The organism is Stenotrophomonas sp. Steno-Z10-HUANG, assembly GCF_056393075.1.
In genome coordinates this window covers 12,221-31,054 of the sequence record NZ_JBWJPA010000014.1, presented here as the reverse complement: position 1 = coordinate 31,054, position 18,834 = coordinate 12,221, and the positions used below count along the sequence as shown (strand labels likewise).

Sequence of the window (18,834 nt, the reverse complement as noted above, 5' to 3'; positions counted from 1 at the left end):
GGAGCGGGAACGGGCGGTAAGCGGTCATGGGGTCTGCGGGGCGTGTTGCTGCGCGGGAGCGCTCAGTATCGGTCCGTAACGGAGGCAAGGAAGCGACGGATTGTCGCAGCCGCCGCTCAGCGATCCGGCGGCAGGGCGCGGTTGAAGCGGCTGGCGGGCCGCAGCAGGATCCAGGTGAACAGGCTGGAGGACGCGGTGGCCAGCCAGAACATGGCGAAGCCCAGCGTATAGCCGAGCTCGCGTGAAATGGGCAGGTCGGGGAAGGTCATGTCGCGCAGCGTCAGCGGGTCGACGAAGGCGAAGAACACCATCGTCGCCACGCCGGCGGCAAAGAAGCTGGGCCAGGCGATGGCCCCCACGCGCTGGGTCAGCGGACGTGGGGGGTGGTCGAAGCGTGGCTCGCTGAAGTCGGTCACTTTGCGCTCGTGCCTGCCGGGGTGTCCGCCTGATTATGCGACAACGACCAGACATAGGCAGCGACCAGCCGGACCCGGGTCTCGCCGAGCAGTTCGCGGTGCGCCGGCATGCTGCCGTGGCGGCCTTCGGTGATCGTCTTGTACAGGCTTTCGCGGCTGTTGCCGTAGAGCCAGTAGTTGTCGGTCAGGTCCGGCGCGCCGATGTCCTGGTTGCCCTTGCCGTCGACCCCATGGCAGGCCACGCAGACGCCCTCGTAGAGCTTCTTGCCGCGGGCGGCCATGTAGTTGTTCTGCAGGGTCTCCGGGGCCGACAGGGTGCGCACGTAGGCGATGGTGTAGTCGATCGCCTCCGGGCCGCCCATGCCGGTGAGCACGGTGCCCCACTCGGGCATGATGCCTTCGCGGCCGTCCAGCACCGTTTCCAGGATGCGCTCGGGCGAGCCACCCCAGTGCCAGATGTCGTCGGTCAGGTTCGGGTAGCCGATGGCACCCTGGCCCGAGGAGCCGTGGCAGGTGGCGCAGGTGTTGCCGAAGATCGAGCGGCCCAGCGCCAGCGCCTTGGGATCCTTGGCCAGCTGGTCGATCGGCTTGCCGGCATACGGCTTGAAGGTCTGCTCGAGCTTGGCGTCCTCGATGGCCTTCTCCTTGGCGTGCTCTCCCTTGGAGGTCCAGCCGCTGTAACCGGGGATGTTGCCCAGCCCGCCGTACCAGAACAGGTAGCCGATGCTGAAGAAGATGGTCAGGTAGAACAGGTTGATCCACCAGCGCGGCAGCGGCTTGTTGTACTCGGTGATGTCACCGTCCCAGGTGTGCAGCGTGTCCTCGGGCTTCGGGTCGCCCGGGCGGCGGCGTGCGGTCCACCAGAGCAGCCACACGCAGCCCAGGATGTTCAGCGCAACCAGGGCGATGACGTACCACGTCCATCCCATGCTCATCATCCGCGCTCTCCCCCGTTGCCGTATTGCACGTTGTCATCTTCCAGCGGCAGGCGTGCCGCATCCTCGAACTCACGCTTGCGCTTCGGGCTCCAGGCCCAGATCCAGCCGCCGACGAACAGCACCAGCAGCAGCGCGGTCACGATGCCGGAGATCATGGCTGGCCTCCCCGCGGCGCATGACGGCCCAGTCCCTGCAGGTAGGCCACGACCGCATCCAGCTCGGTCTTGCCCTTGACGTCCTCGGCGGCGCTGGCGATCTGCTCGTCGCTGTACGGGTCGCCCAGCGCCTTGAGCGCGCTCATGTGCCGGGCCACGGTGGCGCCGTCGACCTGGTTCTTCTCCAGCCACGGGAAGCTGGGCATGTTCGACTCCGGCACCACGTCGCGCGGATTGATCAGGTGCACGCGGTGCCAGGCGTCGGAATAACGGCCGCCGACACGCGCCAGGTCCGGGCCGGTGCGCTTGCTGCCCCACTGGAAGGGGCGGTCGTAGACCGATTCGCCGGCCAGCGAGTAGTGGCCGTAGCGCTCGGTCTCGAAGCGCAGGGTGCGCACCATCTGCGAATGGCAGTTGTAGCAGCCCTCGCGGACGTAGACGTCACGGCCGGCCAGTTCCAGCGCCGGGTAGGGCTCGACGCCCTCCAGCGGCTTGATCGCCTCGGCCTGGAACATCAGCGGCACGATCTCGGCCAGGCCGCCGAACGACACGGCGACCGCGATCAGCACCGCCATCAGGCCGACGTTCTTCTCGACTTTCTCGTGGGGATTCTTGTTCTCGCTCATGGGGTTCCTTCCTCCTCAGGCACGCACTTCGGAGGCGTCGACGGGCAGCAGCGGCTGCGGTTCGATCGCGGGGGCGGTACGCCAGGTACGCCAGACGTTCCAGGCCATCAGGCACATGCCGCTCAGCACCACCAGGCCGCCGCCGAGGCGGATCAGGTAGTACGGATAGGTGAACTTCAGCGATTCGACGAAGGTGTAGGTCAGGGTGCCGTCGTCATTGGTCGCGCGCCACATCAGGCCCTGCATCACGCCGGCGATCCACATCGAGGCGATGTACAGCACCACGCCGATGGTGTGCAGCCAGAAGTGCGTGTCGATGGCCTTGACCGAATACATCTGCTCGCGGCCCAGCAGCTTGGGCATCAGCGCGTAGATCGAGCCGATCGAGATCATCGCCACCCAGCCCAGTGCGCCGGCGTGGACGTGGCCCACGGTCCAGTCGGTGTAGTGGGACAGCGAGTTGACCGTCTTGATCGACATCATCGGGCCTTCGAAGGTGGCGATCATGTAGAACGACACGGCCACGATCAGGAACTTCAGGATCGGGTCGGTGCGCAGCTTGTGCCATACGCCGGACAGGGTCAGCACGCCGTTGATCGCGCCACCCCACGACGGGGCCAGCAGGATCAGCGAGAACACCATGCCCAGCGACTGCGCCCAGTCGGGCAGGGCCGTGTACTGCAGGTGGTGCGGGCCGGCCCACATGTAGACCGCGATCAGCGCCCAGAAGTGCACGATCGACAGCCGGTAGGAGTACACCGGGCGGCCGGCCTGCTTGGGCACGAAGTAGTACATCATTCCCAGGAAGCCGGCGGTCAGGAAGAAGCCCACCGCGTTATGGCCGTACCACCACTGCACCATCGCGTCCACCGCGCCGCTGTAGACCGAGTAGGACTTGGTCGCGCCGGCCGGCATGGAGATGTTGTTGACGATGTGCAGCAGCGCGATGGCGATGATGAAGCTGGCGTAGAACCAGTTCGCCACATAGATGTGCTTGACCCGGCGCTTGGCGATGGTGCCGATGAACAGCACCGCGTAGGCCACCCACACCGCGGCGATCAGGATGTCGATCGGCCATTCCAGCTCGGCGTATTCCTTGCCCTGGGTGTAACCCAGCGGCAGGGTGATGGCCGCGGCCACGATCACCAGCTGCCAGCCCCAGAACACGAAGGCCGCCAGTTTGTCCGATATCAGCCGGACGTGGCAGGTACGCTGCACCACGTGCAGGCTGGTGGCGAACAGCGCGCAGCCACCGAAGGCGAAGATCACCGCATTGGTGTGCAGCGGTCGCAGCCGCCCGTAGCCCAGCCACGGTATGCCTTCGCCGAGCGTCGGCCAGTAAAGCTGGGCGGCGATGATCACGCCCACCAGCATCCCCACGATGCCCCAGACCACGGTCATCACCGCGAACTGGCGCACCACCTTGTCGTTATACGTCCCCTGCACGCTTTGCATGCGGCCTGATCCTCGGTCTGAACGGGGAAAATCATCCCCCGTGTGGAGCACTCCGGGCATTGACTTGAATCAATCCGTGTCCCGGGCGGTTGCGGCCATCCATGGATCCTTCCCCGTGGATGCCATCCTGAACAGTATATGACGGAGGCCCGGGCGACAGGGTCGCCCGGGCCTCCGTCCAGGTGCAGCAGAATCAGCGGGTTACGACCAGCTTGCCCTTCATCATGGCCGAGTGGCCGGGGAACGAGCAGTAGAAGCTGTAGTCGCCGCCGGCGGTGAGCTTGTTGCCCGGGAAGCGCACCTGGGTCTTCTGCCCGCCGCCGATCAGGCTGGTGTGGGCGATCACGCGGGCGTCCTTGGCCGGCACGTAGTTGTTGGCCACGCCGGCGCGGATCGCGTCACGGTTGACGCCGGCCATGTCGGCGGTGGTGGACACCACCACGTTGTGGCCCATGGCGGTGGCCGGGAGCTTGCCGGTATGGGTCAGTTCGAGGGTGATCGTGGCGCAGCCGGCCGAGACGGTGGCTTCCTTGAGATCGAACTGCATCGCGTCGTTGCCCTTGAGCGAAACGGTGCAGTTGCCGGCAGCCTGGGCCGCGCCCGCGGCACCGACAAGGGCCAGGGCGAGGAGAAGACGGCGCGAGGTTTTCATGGGTGTTGCTCCTGTGGGATATGTGTGGACGCAGCGTGCGGCCTGACCGTCACGGCCCGGCGCAGGCGTGTGCCGGGCGACGCGCATAGGGTCGGTCCAGACGCGCCGGATTTCCTTGATCTGGGTCAATCAAGCCGGCGGTGGCCGGCATCGGCGCGTTCGGCGTGCTTCCCCCGGATGCGCGGTCGACGCCGCGGAAGCCGCGGCGAACGCATGAGGGAGCAAAGGAGCAAAAAGGCAAAAGCGCAAAAGCGCAAAAGCGCAAAAGCGCAAAAGCGGCGTCCCCCGGGGGCATGGCGCGGCCCGGGGAGGGCGACCGCCGCCAGCGGTCAGGCCACGGGCGTGCGCAGTACCGGCATGTCCCAGCCCGGACGCGGCGCGAAACGGTCGCCGTGGCGGGCCTGCAGGGTCCTGAGTTTTTCCACCAGAGCGTCGGCGCCGGTGGCGCGGATGTGCTGGATCGGGCCACCGCGGAACGGCGCGAAGCCGGTGCCGAAGATCACCCCGGCATCGAGCAGGTCGGCATCGGCGACCACGCCGTCGTGCAGGCAGGCGACCGCCTCGTTGAGCAGCGGCAGGATCAGGCGGTCCTCCAGGTCCGACGGCGCCTGGTAGTCCTTGACCACCTCCGGCTTCACCGCGCGCCCGTTCTCCCATTTGTAGATGCCCTGGCCGTCCTTCTTGCCGCGCTTGCCGGCGTCCACGGACGCCAGCGCGGCCGGGATCTGCAGGCCCAGGAACGGCGCCAGCTCGCGGCCGACACTGGCAGCCACGTCCAGGCCGACGGTGTCGAGCAGTTCGATCGGGCCCATCGGCATGCCGAACTTCACCGCGGCGCGGTCGATCACCGGGCCGGGGATGCCTTCGGCATAGGCGGTGGCCGCTTCCAGCATGTACGGGAACAGCACCCGGTTGACCAGGAACCCCGGGGTGCCGGCCACCGGCACAGGGAACTTGCCCAGCGCCTTGCAGAACGCGGCCAGCCGCTGTCCGGTCTGCGGCGCCATGCGGTCGTGGTGGATGATCTCCACCAGCGGCATCTGCGCCACCGGATTGAAGTAGTGCAGGCCGGCGAACCGGGCCGGCTGCGCGATGTGTTCGCGCAGTTCGTCCAGCGGGATCGAGGAGGTGTTGGTGGTCAGCAGCGCGTCGGCCTTCAGCCGCGGCTCCAGCGCCTGGTACAGCGCGCGCTTGGCTTCCGGGTTCTCGATGATCGCCTCGATCACCAGGTCGGCCTGGGCCACGCCGTCGCCGGCCAGATCGGCCTTCAACCGGGCGGCGACATCCGCGCGCCTGGCCGGGTCCTTCACCTTTTTCTCGAACAGCACCTGGGCACGGGCCATGGCCGGGTCGATGAAGCGCTGTTCGCGGTCCTGCAGGGTCACGTCGAACCCCTTGTAGGCCGCCCACGCGGCGATGTCGCCGCCCATCACCCCGGCGCCGACCACGTGCACGTGGCGGATGTCCGATTCCTTGCCGCCCAGGGCCTTGAGCCGCTCGGTCAGGAAGAAGATGCGGATCAGGTTGCGCGCGGTCGGGCCGCCGGCCAGCTTGACCACCGCGCGGCGCTCGGCGTCCAGCCGCGCCTGGATGCCGCTGCCGCCGCTGCGTTCCCAGGTCGAGATCAGCGCGTACGGCGCCGGGTAATGCTCCTTCCTGGCCTTGCGCGCGACCTGCCTGGCCATCTGCGGGGCCAGGATCCTGCGCGCCAGCCAGGTATTGGTGGCCCAGGCGGTGGCGCGTTGCCTGAACGGCCGGGTCACGCCTGACTGCAGCAGCGCTACCGCCGCGTCGACCAGTACCGCCGGGGCGGCGACCTTGTCGACCAGGCCGATGCCACGGGCGGCCGACGCCGACAGGGTGCGTCCGGTCAGCATCATGTCCATCGCCGCCGGTGCGCCGACCAGGCGCGGCAGGCGCGCGCTGCCGCCCCAGCCCGGGAAGATGCCCAGCTGGGTCTCGGGCAGGCCGATGCGGGTGGATGGATCGCTGGAGGCCACGCGGTAGCGGCAGGCCAGGGCCAGCTCGGTGCCGCCGCCCAGGCAGTGGCCGTGGATCGCGGCCACGGTGGGGCAGGGCAGCTCGGCCAGCTTCTGGTAGGTGGACTGGCCGCGGCGGATGGCGTCATTGACGGTGCCGCGGCGGTCGAACTCCTGGAACTCCTTCAGGTCCGCCCCGGCAATGAAGCCGGCGGCCTTGGCCGAGCGGATCACCACCCCCCTGGGCGGGTCGATCGCCAGCCGTTCGACGATGTCGCCCAGTTCCAGCAGCACGTCCTGGGACATCGCGTTGACCGGACTGTCGCGGCGGTCCAGGGCCAGCACGACGACGCCGTCGTCGCGGATTTCGGCCTGCCAGTGAGTGAAGCGGAGCCCATCGAAACCTGAAAGCATGGGACGTTCCATCCGGTTGTGTATGGAGAAGATCGCTATGATCCAGAGGTTGTTTCCCCGGCGTCAAATCCCAATGCTGGGGAGGCAGGCGCGTTCGCGCCGGCCGGTCGCCAGCGACAGGCTATCCGAACGCGGGTTGCAGCATGTCTACATCCCGTGCGCGCGCGTCACGGCGGCGCGCGCAGGGCAGCCGCTATGCTCGGGTGCAGTGCGCGCCGGCCCGGGCCTGGCGGCCGCAAGGTAAACATGCTCTGAAGGACGGCGCGGCGCTCCGGGGACGGGACGCTGAACTTTTTCCGCCCCAGGCGGTCTCATTGCCCGACGTCGGTTGGGCTGACAGGAGTGCGGCCCCGCATGGCCGAGGTTGAAACACCGCAGGAGCTGGATCTGGAGCTGGTCCGGCGCGTGCAGCGCGGCGAGAGCGCGGCGTTCGATGTCCTGGTGCGCAAGTACCAGCACCGCATCGTCGCGCTGATCGGGCGCTACATCGCCGACTGGAGTGAATGTCAGGACGTGGCCCAGGACACTTTCGTCCGCGCCTATCGCGCGATCGGGAATTTCCGTGGCGACGCCCAGTTCTATACCTGGTTGCATCGAATCGCAGTGAATACCGCCAAGAACTACCTTGCCGCACACAACCGGCGCCCGCCCACCGACGACGTCGAGATCGGCGATGCCGAACAGTTCGACGCCGGCGCGCGCCTGCGCGATACCGACACGCCCGAGCGCGAACTGATGCGGCAGGAACTGGAACAGACCGTGATGAAGGCGGTCGACGCGCTTCCCGAGGAGCTGCGTTCGGCCATCACGTTGCGAGAGGTGGAAGGCATGAGCTACGAGGAAATCGCACAGAAAATGGGGTGCCCGATCGGCACCGTGCGCTCGCGGATATTCCGTGCCCGCGAAGCCATCGACGCGCAGTTGCGTCCCCTGCTGGACACCGCCAGCGCCACCCGCGAGAGGAGCCGCGCATGAATGTTTCCGGCCGCGTCGATGCGGCGGCGGGCAATGCCGCCGACAAATTCGAACTGCACTACCGGCAGCAGCTGTCGGCGCTGGTCGATGGCGAGCTTGCCACCGACGAGGCGCGCTTCCTGCTGCGCCGGCTTGAGCACGACGACGAGTTGTCCGGCTGCCATGAGCGCTGGCAGCTGTTGGGCGACGTACTGCGCGGCCAGGCCTGCGCGCCGGCACCGGCCGGGTTCGACCGCCGGATCCGTGCGGCGATCGCCGCCGACGCGGAGCAGGGGGGCACGGTCTCCGTGCGCCCGTCGCGTCGCGCGGGCTGGCGGCGCTGGGGCGGCGGTGCCGCCCTGGCCGCGTCGGTCGCGGCCGTGGCGCTGTTCATGGCGCGCGGACAGCTGCCGGCGCCGGGCGTGCCCGAAACCGTGATCGCCACCGCGGCGCAGGTCCCGGCGACCCCCGTCGTCGCCGATGCCGGCCCGGCCACGACCTCCGATGCCGAAGCCGGGCTGGCCGCCGCGGCGCCCGCCGTGGCCGCCGTCGCACTGCGGCGGGCAGATGCCGCCGCACGCCGCGGCAGCGCCACCCGCAACCAGCAGGTGGCACGCGGCGTCGCCGCGCGGCAGGCCGAGCCGGCACGCGCGGTGGCCGTGCAGGCGCCGCTGCCGGTCGTGCGCCATGACCCGTTCGCCGACCCCGGCAGCGTGCTGCAGGCGCGGCCATGGCCGCGCTCGAGCCTGGCGCCGGCGCTGTCGTCGGGCAATGCCCTGAATGCCAGCGCGTCTGCCGAAGGCGGTGCGACCTTCTACCCGTTCGAGCCGCGCCTGCCCCCGCAGGGGGCGCCGGCGCAGCCGGACGCGCAGCCGGCGCGGCCCTGAGCCGGCGTTTGTCCAGGTGCCCGCGGCGCTGTGCGGCGGGTACCTTTTCCCGGGATTTCCCCGTCTGGCGGCCACTGCCGGGCGGAGCGTGTTTCTTCATTTTCCAATCGGAGGCTCGAGTCTGATGACCCACCGTATCCCCACGCGGCTGTTCGGCCTGCTGGCAATGACCCTGCCGCTGGTCGCCTGCGCCCAGAGCAATGCCCCCACCGCCCCCGCCGAACAGGCGGTCGCCGCGCGCCCGGCCACGCCGGCCCCGCAGCTGGTCAGCGGCCTGCCCGACTTCACCCAGCTGGTGGACCGGGTCGGGCCCGGCGTGGTCAACGTCGAGACCGTCATCGGCGCGCGGCGCGGGCCGCGCATGGCTGGCGGTGGACGACCGGACATGGACCAGATGCCGGAATTCTTCCGGCGCTTCTTCGGGCCGGATTTCCAGATGCCGCGCGAGGCGCCTGAGGACGGCCCGCGCGGCCGCGGCATGGGCTCGGGCTTCATCATTTCCGCCGACGGCTACGTGCTCACCAACCACCACGTGATCGACGGCGCCGAGACGGTCAAGGTCAAGCTCAGCGACCGCCGCGAGTTCGACGCCAAGGTCGTCGGCAGCGACCAGCAGTACGACGTGGCGCTGCTGAAGATCGACGCCAAGGGCCTGCCGACCGTGCGCGTGGGCGATTCCAACACGCTCAAGCCCGGCCAGTGGGTGGTGGCGATCGGCTCGCCGTTCGGCCTGGATCACTCGGTGACCGCCGGCATCGTCAGCGCCACCGGCCGCAGCAACCCCTACGCCGAACAGCGCTACGTGCCGTTCATCCAGACCGACGTGGCGATCAACCAGGGCAACTCCGGCGGCCCGCTGCTCAACACCCGCGGCGAGGTGGTCGGCATCAATTCGCAGATCTTCTCCGCCTCCGGTGGCTACATGGGCATCAGCTTCGCCATTCCGATCGACCTGGCGATGAGCGCGGTGGAGCAGATCAAGAAGACCGGCAAGGTCAGCCGCGGCCAGCTGGGCGTGATGGTTGGCGCGGTGACCGCCGACATCGCGCAGGGCTTCAAGCTGCCGGACAGCCGTGGCGCGCTGGTCAACCAGATGGTCGAGGACTCGGCTGCGGCGAAGGCCGGTGTGCAGCTGGGTGACGTCATCCGCTCGGTCAACGGCACCGAGATCGCCGCCTCCAGCGACCTGCCGCCGCTGATCGGCGCCATGCCGCCGGGCAGCAAGGTGCGGCTGGGCATCCTGCGCGACGGCAAGCCGCGCGAGATCACCGTGACCCTGACCGAACTGGCCGAGGACGCCGCGCGCACGGCCAATGCCCCGGCCACGGCCGGCGAGGACAAGCCGCAGGCCGGTGCCAACGCGCTGCTGGGGCTGGAAGTGGCCGACCTGACCGCCGCCGAGCGCCGCCAGCTGGGCCTGGATGCCGGCGAGGGCGTGCGCATCACCGCCGTGAACAGCCAGGCCGCGCGCGAGGCACGGCTGGCGCCGGGCATGGTGGTGCTGCAGGTCGGGCGTACCCCGGTCGGCAGCGTGGCCGCGCTCAACCGCGAGCTGGCCGGCTACAAGAAGGGCGACGTGGTGATGCTGCTGGTGCGCGCGGGCGGCAACAGCGCCTTCGTCGCGGTCCGTGCCGGCGGCTGAACCCGATATTCATCAAGCTGTACGCAGGGGCCGCCTCCGGGCGGCCCCTGCCGTTGCGGCGGCCGCCCTGTGCGGGCTGCCCGCCGGCCGTGCGATAATGGCGCGTTATCCTGACGACGCGACGCGCCGCCGCCACCTTATGTCTGCCGATTCGATGCGGAACATCCGCAATTTCTCCATCATCGCCCACGTCGACCATGGCAAGTCCACCCTGGCCGACCGCATCATCCAGATCTGCGGCGGCCTGACCGCGCGCGAAATGGAAGCGCAGGTCCTGGACAACAACCCGATCGAGCGCGAGCGTGGCATCACCATCAAGGCGCAGTCGGTGTCGTTGCCGTACACCGCGCGCAACGGCGAAACCTACTACCTGAACTTCATCGACACCCCCGGCCACGTCGACTTCTCCTATGAGGTCAGCCGTTCGCTGGCCGCCTGCGAGGGCGCGCTGCTGGTGGTGGACGCGGCGCAGGGCGTGGAAGCCCAGTCCGTGGCCAACTGCTATACCGCGGTGGAGATGGGCCTGGAAGTGGTGCCGGTGCTGAACAAGATCGACCTGCCCACCGCCGACACCGAGCGTGCCAAGGCGGAAATCGAGGCGGTGATCGGCATCGATGCCACCGACGCGGTGCCGGTGTCGGCCAAGACCGGGCTGAACGTGGAAGAGGTGCTGGAGGCCATCGTCCACCGCATCCCGCCGCCGGCCCCGCGCGATACCGACAAGCTGCAGGCGCTGATCATCGACTCCTGGTTCGACAACTACCTGGGCGTGGTCTCGCTGGTGCGGGTGATGCAGGGCGAGGTCAAGACCGGCGACAAGCTGCTGGTCATGTCCACCGGCCGCAACCACCAGGTCGACGCGGTGGGCGTGTTCACGCCCAAGCGCAAGGTCACCGGCAAACTGTCGGCCGGCGAGGTGGGCTGGATCACCGCGTCGATCAAGGACGTGCACGGCGCGCCGGTCGGCGACACCCTGACCCTGGCCGCCGACCCGGCGCCGGCGCCGCTGCCCGGCTTCCAGGAAATGCAGCCGCGCGTGTTCGCCGGCCTGTTCCCGGTCGACGCCGAGGACTACCCGGACCTGCGCGAGGCACTGGACAAGCTGCGCCTGAACGACGCCGCGCTGCGCTTCGAACCGGAAAGCTCCGAGGCGATGGGCTTCGGCTTCCGCTGCGGCTTCCTCGGCATGCTGCACATGGAGATCGTGCAGGAGCGCCTGGAGCGCGAGTACGACCTGGACCTGATCAGCACCGCGCCGACCGTGGTCTACGAGGTGCTCAAGAGCGACGGCTCCATCGTGATGATGGATAACCCGGCCAAGCTGCCCCCGGTGAACCAGGTCGAGGAGATCCGCGAGCCGATCATCCGCGCCAACGTGCTCACTCCCGAGGAGTACATCGGCAACATCATCAAGCTGTGCGAAGAGAAGCGCGGCACCCAGATCGGCATCAATTACCTGGGCAGCCAGGTGCAGATCAGCTACGAACTGCCGATGGCCGAGGTGGTGCTGGACTTCTTCGACAAGCTCAAATCGGTCAGCCGCGGCTATGCGTCGCTGGACTACCACTTCGTGCGCTTCGAGGCCGGTCCGTTCGTGCGCGTGGACGTGCTGATCAACGGCGACAAGGTCGACGCGCTGTCGCTGATCGTGCACCGCAGCCATGCCGACCGCCGCGGCCGCGAGCTGTGCGAGAAGATGAAGGACCTGATCCCGCGGCAGATGTTCGACGTCGCCATCCAGGCCGCCGTCGGCTCGCAGATCATCGCCCGCACCACGGTCAAGGCGATGCGCAAGAACGTGCTGGCCAAGTGCTATGGTGGCGATGTTTCGCGCAAGAAGAAGCTGCTGGAGAAGCAGAAGGAAGGCAAGAAGCGCATGAAGCAGGTCGGCCGCGTGGAGATCCCGCAGGAAGCCTTCCTGGCCGTGCTGCAGATGGACAACAAGTAAGAGGCCAGGGGTCTCCGGCCCCCGGTCCCCGCACTCAAGGACTCTGGAATGAAATGGTTTGAAATCGCCCTGGTGGTGCTGACCCTGGGATCGGGCCTGGTCCTGCTGCTGGACAAACTGTTCCTGGCCAAGCGCCGCGCGACCAAGGGCAGCCTGCTGGACAGCGAGGAACCGGCGCTCGTCGATTACTCGCGCGCGTTCTTCCCGGTGCTGGCGGTGGTGCTGGTGCTGCGCAGCTTCATCGCCGAGCCGTACAAGATCCCGTCCAGCTCGATGATGCCCAACCTGCTGATCGGCGACTTCATCCTGGTCAACAAGTTCGCCTACGGCATCCGCCTGCCGATCACCAACACCAAGGTGATCCCGACCGGCGAGCCCAAGCGCGGCGACGTGGTGGTGTTCCAGTTCCCCGGCCACCCGGACATGCCCGGCGACCCGCAGCGCGGCGAGAATTTCATCAAGCGCGTCATCGGCCTGCCGGGCGACCGCATCGGCTTCCACGGCGACACCCTGTCGATCAACGGGCAGCCGCTGGCCTACGAGATCAAGGGCGAGTACGTGGGCAAGGGCCGCGGTGCCGAAATGAATGGCGCCACCCTGCTCGGCGAGGCGTTGCCGGGCCGTCCGCACACCGTGCTGGAGTACCTGGGCCGCGCCAATCCGGCCGGCCAGGGCGACTGGCAGGTGCCGCAGGGCCAGTACCTGGTCATGGGCGACAACCGCGACAACAGCGACGACGGCCGTTTCTGGGGCTTCCTGCCGGAGCAGAACCTGCGCGGCAAGGCGTTCCTGATCTGGCTCAACTGCAGCGGCTGGTTCTGCAAGGACGGCTTCGAGCCGTCGCGGATCGGCTCGGGCATCCAGTAACCTAGGCGCAAACCGGGGGAGAATGCTATGAATCGCAAGCAAGGCGGCATGACGCTGACGTCGTTCCTGATGGTGCTGGCCGTGGTCGGTTTCGCGCTCTACGTGGGCATGAAGCTGTTCCCGATGTACCAGGAGTTCTACGCGGTCAAGACCTCGATGAAGGCGCTGGCCAAGGAGCCGGGCACGTCGGATCCGGCCAAGGCGCAGGAGCTGTTCTTCAAGCGCATGGACATGAACTACTCGGACAGCGTCAAGCGCGACAACATCAAGTTCGACCGCATCGACGGTGGCGTGCGCATGAACGTGAGTTATGAAGTGCGCCGCCCGCTGGTCGGCAACCTCGACATCGTCGGCCGCTTCGAGAACTCCCAGGACCTGACCTCGCACGGTGAGTAGGACGGTGACGCGGGGTGACCGCATCGGCCACCCGTTCCGGGATCCGGGCCTGCTGCGGCAGGCCCTGACCCATCGCAGCGCGGGCGCGCCGCACAACGAGCGCCTGGAGTTCCTCGGCGACAGCATCGTCAACCTGATCGTGGCCGAGGCGCTGTTCGCGCGCTGGCCCAAGGCCGACGAAGGCGCGTTGACCCGGGCGCGGGCGGCGCTGGTGTGCGAAGCGGCACTGGCGGCCATGGCGCGTACCCTGGACCTGGGCGAGCGCCTGACCCTGGGCCCCGGCGAGATGAAATCCGGTGGCCACCGCCGCGATTCGATCCTGGCCGACGCCTTCGAGGCGGTGGTGGCGGCGATCTACCTGGATGCCGGGTTCGAGGCCTGCCGTGCGCGGGTGTTGCCCTGGTTCGAGGCGCCGATGGCCGCGGTGCCGGTCGGCAAGCCCGAGAAAGACCCCAAGACCCGGCTGCAGGAATGGCTGCAGGCGCGGCAGAAACCGCTGCCGGTGTATGAACTGGTATCGGAAACCGGCGATGACCATGCCCGGCATTTCCGGGTACGCTGCCGCCTGACCGACCCGGATGTGACCACCGCGGGCGAGGGCAGCTCCCGGCGGCTGGCCGAACAACAGGCGGCTGCGGCCGCGATCGAGCAACTGGATTCCAAGTGAACGACACCTCCTCCCACCGCTGTGGCAGCGTCGCCGTCATCGGCCGCCCCAATGTCGGCAAATCGACCCTGACCAACGCCCTGGTGGGCGCCAAGGTCAGCATCGTCTCCAACCGGCCGCAGACCACCCGCCACCGCCTGCTGGGCATCGCCACCTTCCCCGAGGGGCAGCTGGTGCTGGTCGACACCCCCGGGCTGCACCGCCAGCAGAAGCGGGCGATGAACCGGGTGATGAACCGCGCCGCGCGCGGGTCGCTGGAAGGCGTGGACGCCGGCCTGCTGGTGATCGAGGCCGGGCGCTGGGACGAGGAGGACACGCTGGCCTTCAACGTGCTGCGCGACGCCGGCATCCCGGTGCTGCTGGTGGTCAACAAGGTCGATCGGCTGAAGGACAAGGGCGCGCTGCTGCCGTTCCTGCAGGAAATCACCGAAGGCCGCGACTTCGCCGGCGTGCACCCGATCTCGGCGCAGAAGCGCAATGGCCTGGAAGCACTGGTGCGCGACGTGCTCAAGCTGTTGCCGGAGGCCCCGCCGATGTTCGGCGAGGACGAGATCACCGACCGCAGCCAGCGCTTCCTGGCCGGCGAACTGGTGCGCGAGCAGTTGATGCGCCAGCTCGGCGAGGAGTTGCCGTATGCGACCACGGTGGAGATCGAACGCTTCGCCGAGGACGGCAACCTGCTGCGCATCGGCGCGGTGATCTGGGTCGAGCGCGAGGGCCAGAAGGCCATCGTGATCGGCAAGGGCGGCGCGCGGCTGAAGGAAATCGGCGCCAAGGCCCGCCTGCAGATGGAGCGCCTGTTCGGCGCCAAGGTGTTCCTGGAAACCTGGGTGCGCGTACGCGAAGGCTGGTCCGACGACGAGGCCGCGCTCAAGGCGTTCGGTTACGAGTGAGGCCGGTAACGGGGGCGGGCGGCCAGGAATGAGGGCGCGCGCGTAGTCGGCTCCGCCCTGTCGTGCCCCGGCCTGCGGGTGGCAGGTGGCCGGCGCTCTGCCAGACTGCGGACGCGGCACGGTTGCATCCCCCGACCCCTGCTTCCCACTCCCGGCTCCAGCGCATGCGCATCGACGACGAACCCGCTTACGTGCTGCATGCGCGCCCCTGGCGCGAAACCAGCCTGTTGGTCGAGGCGCTGACCCGCGGGCATGGCCGCATCGGCCTGCTGGCGCGTGGCGTGCATGGCCCGAAAAAGCAGCTCCTGCGCGCCGCGCTGCAGCCGCTGCAGTCGATCCGCCTGGATGCGGTGATGCGCGGCGAACTGGCGCAGCTGCGGCGCGCCGAGAGCCAGGACGCGGCACCGCGGCTGCATGGGCAGGCGATGCTGGCCGCCTTCTACGTCAACGAACTGGTGCTGCGGCTGGCGCCGCGCCACGACCCCTTGCCCGAGCTGCACCATGCCTATGGCCAGGTCCGCGGCCGCCTGGCCGACGCGGCGGGGCTGGCGTGGGCGCTGCGGTGTTTCGAGCGCGACCTGCTCGAGGCGCTGGGGTTCGGTTTCGACTGGACCTGTACCGCGGACGGGCAGCCCATCGATCCGGCGGCCCGCTACCGGCTGGACCCGCAGGAGGGGCCGCTGCGGCTGCTCAGCGAGCGCAACGCCAGCGAACGCCGGGGCCTGGCCACCGGCGCGGCGCTGCTGGCACTGGCCGCGGACCAGCCGCCGGCGGCGGCCGACCTCGCCAGCCTGCGGCCGCAGATGCGCGCGGTGCTGCTGCACCACCTGGGGGGGCGCGGGCTCAAGTCCTGGGAAATGCTGGGGGATTTGAGAGGCAGGAGTGAGTGAAGAGGAGTGAGGAGTGAGAAAAGGCAGGAGCAAAAGCCGTCATCTCCACGAAGGCGGAGATCGCTCTTGCTTCTTCTCACTCCTCACTCCTCTTCACTCACTCCTGGCTTCAATGCAGTAGCGCACTCACCGCCGCATCGAACTGGCGCCGCGCCATGTCCGACTCCGGCGCCTGGTGCAGTTGCCGCACCGCGCGGCCGAGCCGCGAGGCGCCGACGAAACCGCAGCTGGCCTGCAGCCGGTGCAGCTGCCGGCGCAGGGCGCCATCGTCATGCTGCCGCAGCGCCACCGACACCGCGTCGCGGGCCACCGGCAGTTCGGACAGGAACAGTTCGCGCAACGCCACGACATGCGCCTGCTGGCCATTGAGCGCGCTCAGCGCCGCGCCTTCGTCCCAGTCGGGCGCGGCCGCATCCTCGCTGGCCGGGGCCTCGCCGGCGGTGGCCTGGCCGAGGCCCTCACGCACCGCGGCCTGCAGTTCGGCGCGGGTCATCGGCTTGACCAGTACCCGCTCGAAACCGGCCTCGTGCAGCGACCGCCGGATGTCCGCGCCATTGTCGGCGGTGTGCGCCAGCGCGGGCACCTGCGGGTGCAGCGCGCGCAGCTGCCGCAGCAGCGCGTGGCCGCTGCCATCGGGAAGATGGACGTCCACCAGCCACAGGTCGTGGCGGACGGCGCTGCCCATCCGCAATGCCTGCGCGACCGAGCCGGCGATGTCGACCGTGGCCGGCAACGCTTCCAGCGCGGCCCGGAAAAAGCCCTGGCTGGTCGCGTCGTCCTCGACCAGCAGCAGGCGCGGTGGATGCCCCTGGGCGTGCGTATTCATATGCTGCCTCCATGTCAGCCGTGCCCGGCATCATTGGCGATGTGGCCGTGCCGCGCAAGCGGCGGAAGTCAGGCCGATGTGCATCTGCGACAATGGCGCCCCGCAACCCGCAGCCTTTCGCCACGTGGCCCGATCCAGATCCCGCATCGACAAGACCCCGTTCCAGACCGACATCCTCGACCTCAGCCATGACGGACGCGGCGTTGCCCGCCGTGAAGGCGAGGGCGGCAAGGTGACCTTCGTGGCCGGTGCGCTGCCTGGCGAGACGGTGATGGCCGAACAGACCGGCAAGAGCCGCCATTTCGACGAGGCGCGGACCGTGGAGGTACTCACGGCCTCGCCGCACCGGGTGCAGCCCCGCTGCCCGCATTTCGGCGTCTGCGCCGGCTGCGTGCTGCAGCACCTGGACGAGGGCCAGCAGATCGTGGCCAAGCAGCAGGTGCTGATGGACAACCTGACCCGCATCGGCCATGTCAGCCCGGGCACGGTGCTGGCGCCGCTGGTCGGCGACAACTGGGGCTACCGGCGCAAGGGCCGGTTCTCGGTGCGCCGGGTCGAGAAGAAGGACAAGACCCTGGTGGGCTTCCGCGAGCAGGACCCGCGCTTCGTCGCCGACCTGTCGCAGTGCCTGACCGTGATTCCCGAGATCGGTACTCGGGTCGCGGCACTGTCGGCCTTCATCGAGGGCCTGGACGGCAAGCGCGACATTCCGCAGATCGAGTTCATCGGCGGCGATGCCGCCATCGCCCTGACCGTGCGCCACCTGCAGCCGCTGTCCGACGCGGACCGCCAGGCCTGGCAGGCGTTCGGCCAGCAGCACGGCTTCGCCATCTATCTGCAGCCCGGCGGGCTGGAGTCGGTGCATCCCTTGTGGCCGGCCGACGGCGTGCCGCTGTCCTTCGCGCTGCCGCAGTGGGACGTGGAGCTGGCGTTCCGTCCGCTGGACTTCATCCAGGTCAACGCCAAGCTCAACCAGCAGATGATCGCGCATGCGCTGGCCCTGCTGGACGCACAGCCGGACGAGCGCGTGCTCGACCTGTTCTGCGGCCTGGGCAATTTCACCCTGCCGCTGGCGCGCACCGTGCGCGAGGTGGTGGGCGTGGAGGGCGAGGCAGGGCTGGTGGCGCGGGCGAGGGAAAACGCGCAGCGCAACGGCCTGGACAACGCGCAGTTCTTTGCCGCCGACCTCACCCAGGACCAGCGCGCCGCGCCGTGGATGCGGCAGGGCTTCGACAAGCTGCTGCTCGACCCGCCGCGCTCGGGCGCGATCGACGTGCTGCAGCAGCTGCCGCTCAAGCAGTTCAAGCGCATCGTCTACGTCAGCTGCCACCCCGGTTCGCTGGCGCGCGATGCCGGTTACCTGGTCAACGAACAGGGCTTCACCCTGGTCTCGGCCGGCGCGATGGACATGTTCCCGCACACCGCGCACGTGGAAAGTATCGCGGTGTTCGAGAAAAAATAAAATCCGCGCACAGGGAGGTGCACTGCTCCTGCGAAGGATTCGCATAAATGAGATCCGCGCACAGGGAGGTGCGCTGCTCCTGCGAAGGACTCGCACAAATTAAATCCGCGCACAGGCATGTGCAGCCACTCCTGCGGGGGATCGGCACCCGTTGAATCCGCGCGCACGGACGTGCGCTGCTTCGGCATCAACGAATCGCACGCGCAGCGACGCGCGGGATCAGGCGGGGAACGCGCACCAACGAGCGCACCAACGAGGTGGTGATGGGCATCGAGATCGAACGCAAATTCCTGGTCACCGGCGACGCCTGGCGCGCTGCCGCGCATGCCGTCATCCCGATGGCGCAGGGCTACATCAATGACATGGCGGCGATGGACAGCGGCGCGCAGAAGGCTTCGGTGCGGGTGCGCATCCAGGGCGATGCGGCGTACCTGAACATCAAATCGCGCGAGCTGGGCCATACCCGCCAGGAGTTCGACTACCCGGTGCCGGTGGACGAGGCCCGCGAACTGCTGGCGCTGTGCGTCGGTGGCCTGGTCGACAAGCGCCGCCACCTGGTCAGGCACGCCGGCCTGCTGTGGGAAGTGGACGAGTTCCTCGGCGACAACGCCGGGCTGGTGGTGGCCGAGGTGGAGCTGGAAAGCGCCGACCAGCCATTCGACAAGCCGGACTGGGCCGGTGCCGAAGTGACCGACGCGCCGCGCTACTACAATCTCGCCCTGGCCTCGCACCCCTACACCCGTTGGAGCGCCGCCGAGCGCGGCTGA

General features: G+C 68.7%; 19 protein-coding genes. 11 read left to right on the top strand and 8 right to left on the bottom strand.

The window, feature by feature from the left end; translation table 11 throughout:
• Nucleotides 1-116: 116 nt before the first annotated feature.
• From AC06E6_RS15935 to AC06E6_RS15905, 7 genes are all read right to left on the bottom strand, one after another.
• A complete protein-coding gene (locus AC06E6_RS15935) occupies nt 117-416 on the bottom strand; it encodes a hypothetical protein (RefSeq protein ID WP_240211565.1) in 300 nt (99 codons plus the stop codon).
• Nucleotides 413-1,345 (bottom strand): cytochrome-c oxidase, cbb3-type subunit III, encoded by a 933-nt coding sequence (ccoP, locus tag AC06E6_RS15930; protein ID WP_240211564.1) that lies wholly within the window; start codon nt 1,343-1,345, stop codon nt 413-415. Before ccoP ends, AC06E6_RS15935 begins: the two co-directional genes overlap by 4 nt.
• 5 nt (nt 1,346-1,350) lie before the next feature.
• On the bottom strand, nt 1,351-1,509 hold the full coding sequence (locus AC06E6_RS15925; protein WP_082393911.1) for a cbb3-type cytochrome oxidase subunit 3: 159 nt from the start codon (nt 1,507-1,509) through the stop codon (nt 1,351-1,353).
• Nucleotides 1,506-2,135 (bottom strand): cytochrome-c oxidase, cbb3-type subunit II, encoded by a 630-nt coding sequence (gene ccoO / locus AC06E6_RS15920; protein WP_104938404.1) that lies wholly within the window; start codon nt 2,133-2,135, stop codon nt 1,506-1,508. Before ccoO ends, AC06E6_RS15925 begins: the two co-directional genes overlap by 4 nt.
• Before the next feature lie 15 nt (nt 2,136-2,150).
• Entirely contained in the window at nt 2,151-3,590 is a 1,440-nt protein-coding gene (gene ccoN, locus AC06E6_RS15915) for a cytochrome-c oxidase, cbb3-type subunit I (protein ID WP_104938405.1), read from the bottom strand.
• A gap of 193 nt (nt 3,591-3,783) precedes the next feature.
• On the bottom strand, nt 3,784-4,242 hold the full coding sequence (gene azu / locus AC06E6_RS15910) for an azurin (RefSeq protein WP_161613854.1): 459 nt from the start codon (nt 4,240-4,242) through the stop codon (nt 3,784-3,786).
• A 329-nt stretch (nt 4,243-4,571) separates the two neighbouring features.
• Nucleotides 4,572-6,635, bottom strand: coding sequence for a 3-hydroxyacyl-CoA dehydrogenase NAD-binding domain-containing protein (locus AC06E6_RS15905; protein WP_240211563.1), 2,064 nt, complete (start codon nt 6,633-6,635; stop codon nt 4,572-4,574).
• A gap of 354 nt (nt 6,636-6,989) precedes the next feature.
• On the opposite strand from AC06E6_RS15905, the gene rpoE reads away from it, so the two are divergent.
• The 9 genes from rpoE (at nt 6,990) to recO (ending at nt 15,779) form a co-directional block, all read left to right on the top strand.
• On the top strand, nt 6,990-7,610 hold the full coding sequence (gene rpoE, locus AC06E6_RS15900; protein ID WP_104938409.1) for an RNA polymerase sigma factor RpoE: 621 nt from the start codon (nt 6,990-6,992) through the stop codon (nt 7,608-7,610).
• Complete coding sequence (locus tag AC06E6_RS15895) at nt 7,607-8,476, top strand: sigma-E factor negative regulatory protein (RefSeq protein ID WP_240211562.1); 870 nt, start codon at nt 7,607-7,609, stop codon at nt 8,474-8,476. Before rpoE ends, AC06E6_RS15895 begins: the two co-directional genes overlap by 4 nt.
• A gap of 124 nt (nt 8,477-8,600) precedes the next feature.
• Nucleotides 8,601-10,118 carry a DegQ family serine endoprotease gene (locus tag AC06E6_RS15890; protein ID WP_312344136.1) on the top strand — a complete coding sequence of 506 codons (1,518 nt, stop codon included), beginning with the start codon at nt 8,601-8,603 and terminating at the stop codon, nt 10,116-10,118.
• Between the two features lie 154 nt (nt 10,119-10,272).
• The gene (lepA, locus tag AC06E6_RS15885) at nt 10,273-12,066 is read left to right on the top strand and encodes a translation elongation factor 4 (RefSeq protein ID WP_161614703.1); all 1,794 of its coding nucleotides are present in this window, start codon (nt 10,273-10,275) and stop codon (nt 12,064-12,066) included.
• Between the two features lie 48 nt (nt 12,067-12,114).
• A complete protein-coding gene (gene lepB, locus AC06E6_RS15880; RefSeq protein WP_161614702.1) occupies nt 12,115-12,933 on the top strand; it encodes a signal peptidase I in 819 nt (272 codons plus the stop codon).
• Nucleotides 12,934-12,960: 27 nt separating this feature from the next.
• Nucleotides 12,961-13,329, top strand: a complete 369-nt coding sequence (locus tag AC06E6_RS15875) for a DUF4845 domain-containing protein (RefSeq protein ID WP_104938413.1) — start codon at nt 12,961-12,963, stop codon at nt 13,327-13,329.
• Entirely contained in the window at nt 13,322-13,996 is a 675-nt protein-coding gene (rnc, locus tag AC06E6_RS15870) for a ribonuclease III (RefSeq protein WP_104938414.1), read from the top strand. The genes AC06E6_RS15875 and rnc overlap by 8 nt, the downstream gene beginning before the upstream one ends.
• Entirely contained in the window at nt 13,993-14,889 is an 897-nt protein-coding gene (era, locus tag AC06E6_RS15865; protein WP_104938415.1) for a GTPase Era, read from the top strand. The genes rnc and era overlap by 4 nt, the downstream gene beginning before the upstream one ends.
• A 164-nt stretch (nt 14,890-15,053) precedes the next feature.
• A complete protein-coding gene (gene recO, locus AC06E6_RS15860; protein WP_478061984.1) occupies nt 15,054-15,779 on the top strand; it encodes a DNA repair protein RecO in 726 nt (241 codons plus the stop codon).
• A gap of 109 nt (nt 15,780-15,888) precedes the next feature.
• Here recO and AC06E6_RS15855 read toward each other — a convergent pair whose 3' ends face one another.
• On the bottom strand, nt 15,889-16,605 hold the full coding sequence (locus AC06E6_RS15855; RefSeq protein ID WP_104938417.1) for an Hpt domain-containing response regulator: 717 nt from the start codon (nt 16,603-16,605) through the stop codon (nt 15,889-15,891).
• A gap of 124 nt (nt 16,606-16,729) precedes the next feature.
• Between AC06E6_RS15855 and rlmD the strand changes: the two genes are divergently transcribed.
• Nucleotides 16,730-18,067, top strand: coding sequence for a 23S rRNA (uracil(1939)-C(5))-methyltransferase RlmD (gene rlmD / locus AC06E6_RS15850; RefSeq protein ID WP_161614699.1), 1,338 nt, complete (start codon nt 16,730-16,732; stop codon nt 18,065-18,067).
• A gap of 263 nt (nt 18,068-18,330) precedes the next feature.
• Nucleotides 18,331-18,834, top strand: coding sequence for a CYTH domain-containing protein (locus tag AC06E6_RS15845; RefSeq protein ID WP_313229733.1), 504 nt, complete (start codon nt 18,331-18,333; stop codon nt 18,832-18,834).

Bases quoted from the DNA above. Each gene is read 5' to 3' on its own strand.
- rpoE (WP_104938409.1), top strand. From the start codon at position 6,990: ATGGCCGAGGTTGAAACACCGCAGGAGCTGGATCTGGAGCTGGTCCGG.
- ccoO (WP_104938404.1), bottom strand. From the start codon at position 2,135: ATGAGCGAGAACAAGAATCCCCACGAGAAAGTCGAGAAGAACGTCGGC.
- AC06E6_RS15875 (WP_104938413.1), top strand. From the start codon at position 12,961: ATGAATCGCAAGCAAGGCGGCATGACGCTGACGTCGTTCCTGATGGTG.
- AC06E6_RS15925 (WP_082393911.1), bottom strand. From the start codon at position 1,509: ATGATCTCCGGCATCGTGACCGCGCTGCTGCTGGTGCTGTTCGTCGGC.
- AC06E6_RS15890 (WP_312344136.1), top strand. From the start codon at position 8,601: ATGACCCACCGTATCCCCACGCGGCTGTTCGGCCTGCTGGCAATGACC.
- AC06E6_RS15895 (WP_240211562.1), top strand. From the start codon at position 7,607: ATGAATGTTTCCGGCCGCGTCGATGCGGCGGCGGGCAATGCCGCCGAC.
- lepA (WP_161614703.1), top strand. From the start codon at position 10,273: ATGCGGAACATCCGCAATTTCTCCATCATCGCCCACGTCGACCATGGC.
- AC06E6_RS15855 (WP_104938417.1), bottom strand. From the start codon at position 16,605: ATGAATACGCACGCCCAGGGGCATCCACCGCGCCTGCTGCTGGTCGAG.
- lepB (WP_161614702.1), top strand. From the start codon at position 12,115: ATGAAATGGTTTGAAATCGCCCTGGTGGTGCTGACCCTGGGATCGGGC.
- recO (WP_478061984.1), top strand. From the start codon at position 15,054: ATGCGCATCGACGACGAACCCGCTTACGTGCTGCATGCGCGCCCCTGG.
- AC06E6_RS15905 (WP_240211563.1), bottom strand. From the start codon at position 6,635: ATGCTTTCAGGTTTCGATGGGCTCCGCTTCACTCACTGGCAGGCCGAA.
- ccoN (WP_104938405.1), bottom strand. From the start codon at position 3,590: ATGCAAAGCGTGCAGGGGACGTATAACGACAAGGTGGTGCGCCAGTTC.
- ccoP (WP_240211564.1), bottom strand. From the start codon at position 1,345: ATGGGATGGACGTGGTACGTCATCGCCCTGGTTGCGCTGAACATCCTG.
- AC06E6_RS15845 (WP_313229733.1), top strand. From the start codon at position 18,331: ATGGGCATCGAGATCGAACGCAAATTCCTGGTCACCGGCGACGCCTGG.
- azu (WP_161613854.1), bottom strand. From the start codon at position 4,242: ATGAAAACCTCGCGCCGTCTTCTCCTCGCCCTGGCCCTTGTCGGTGCC.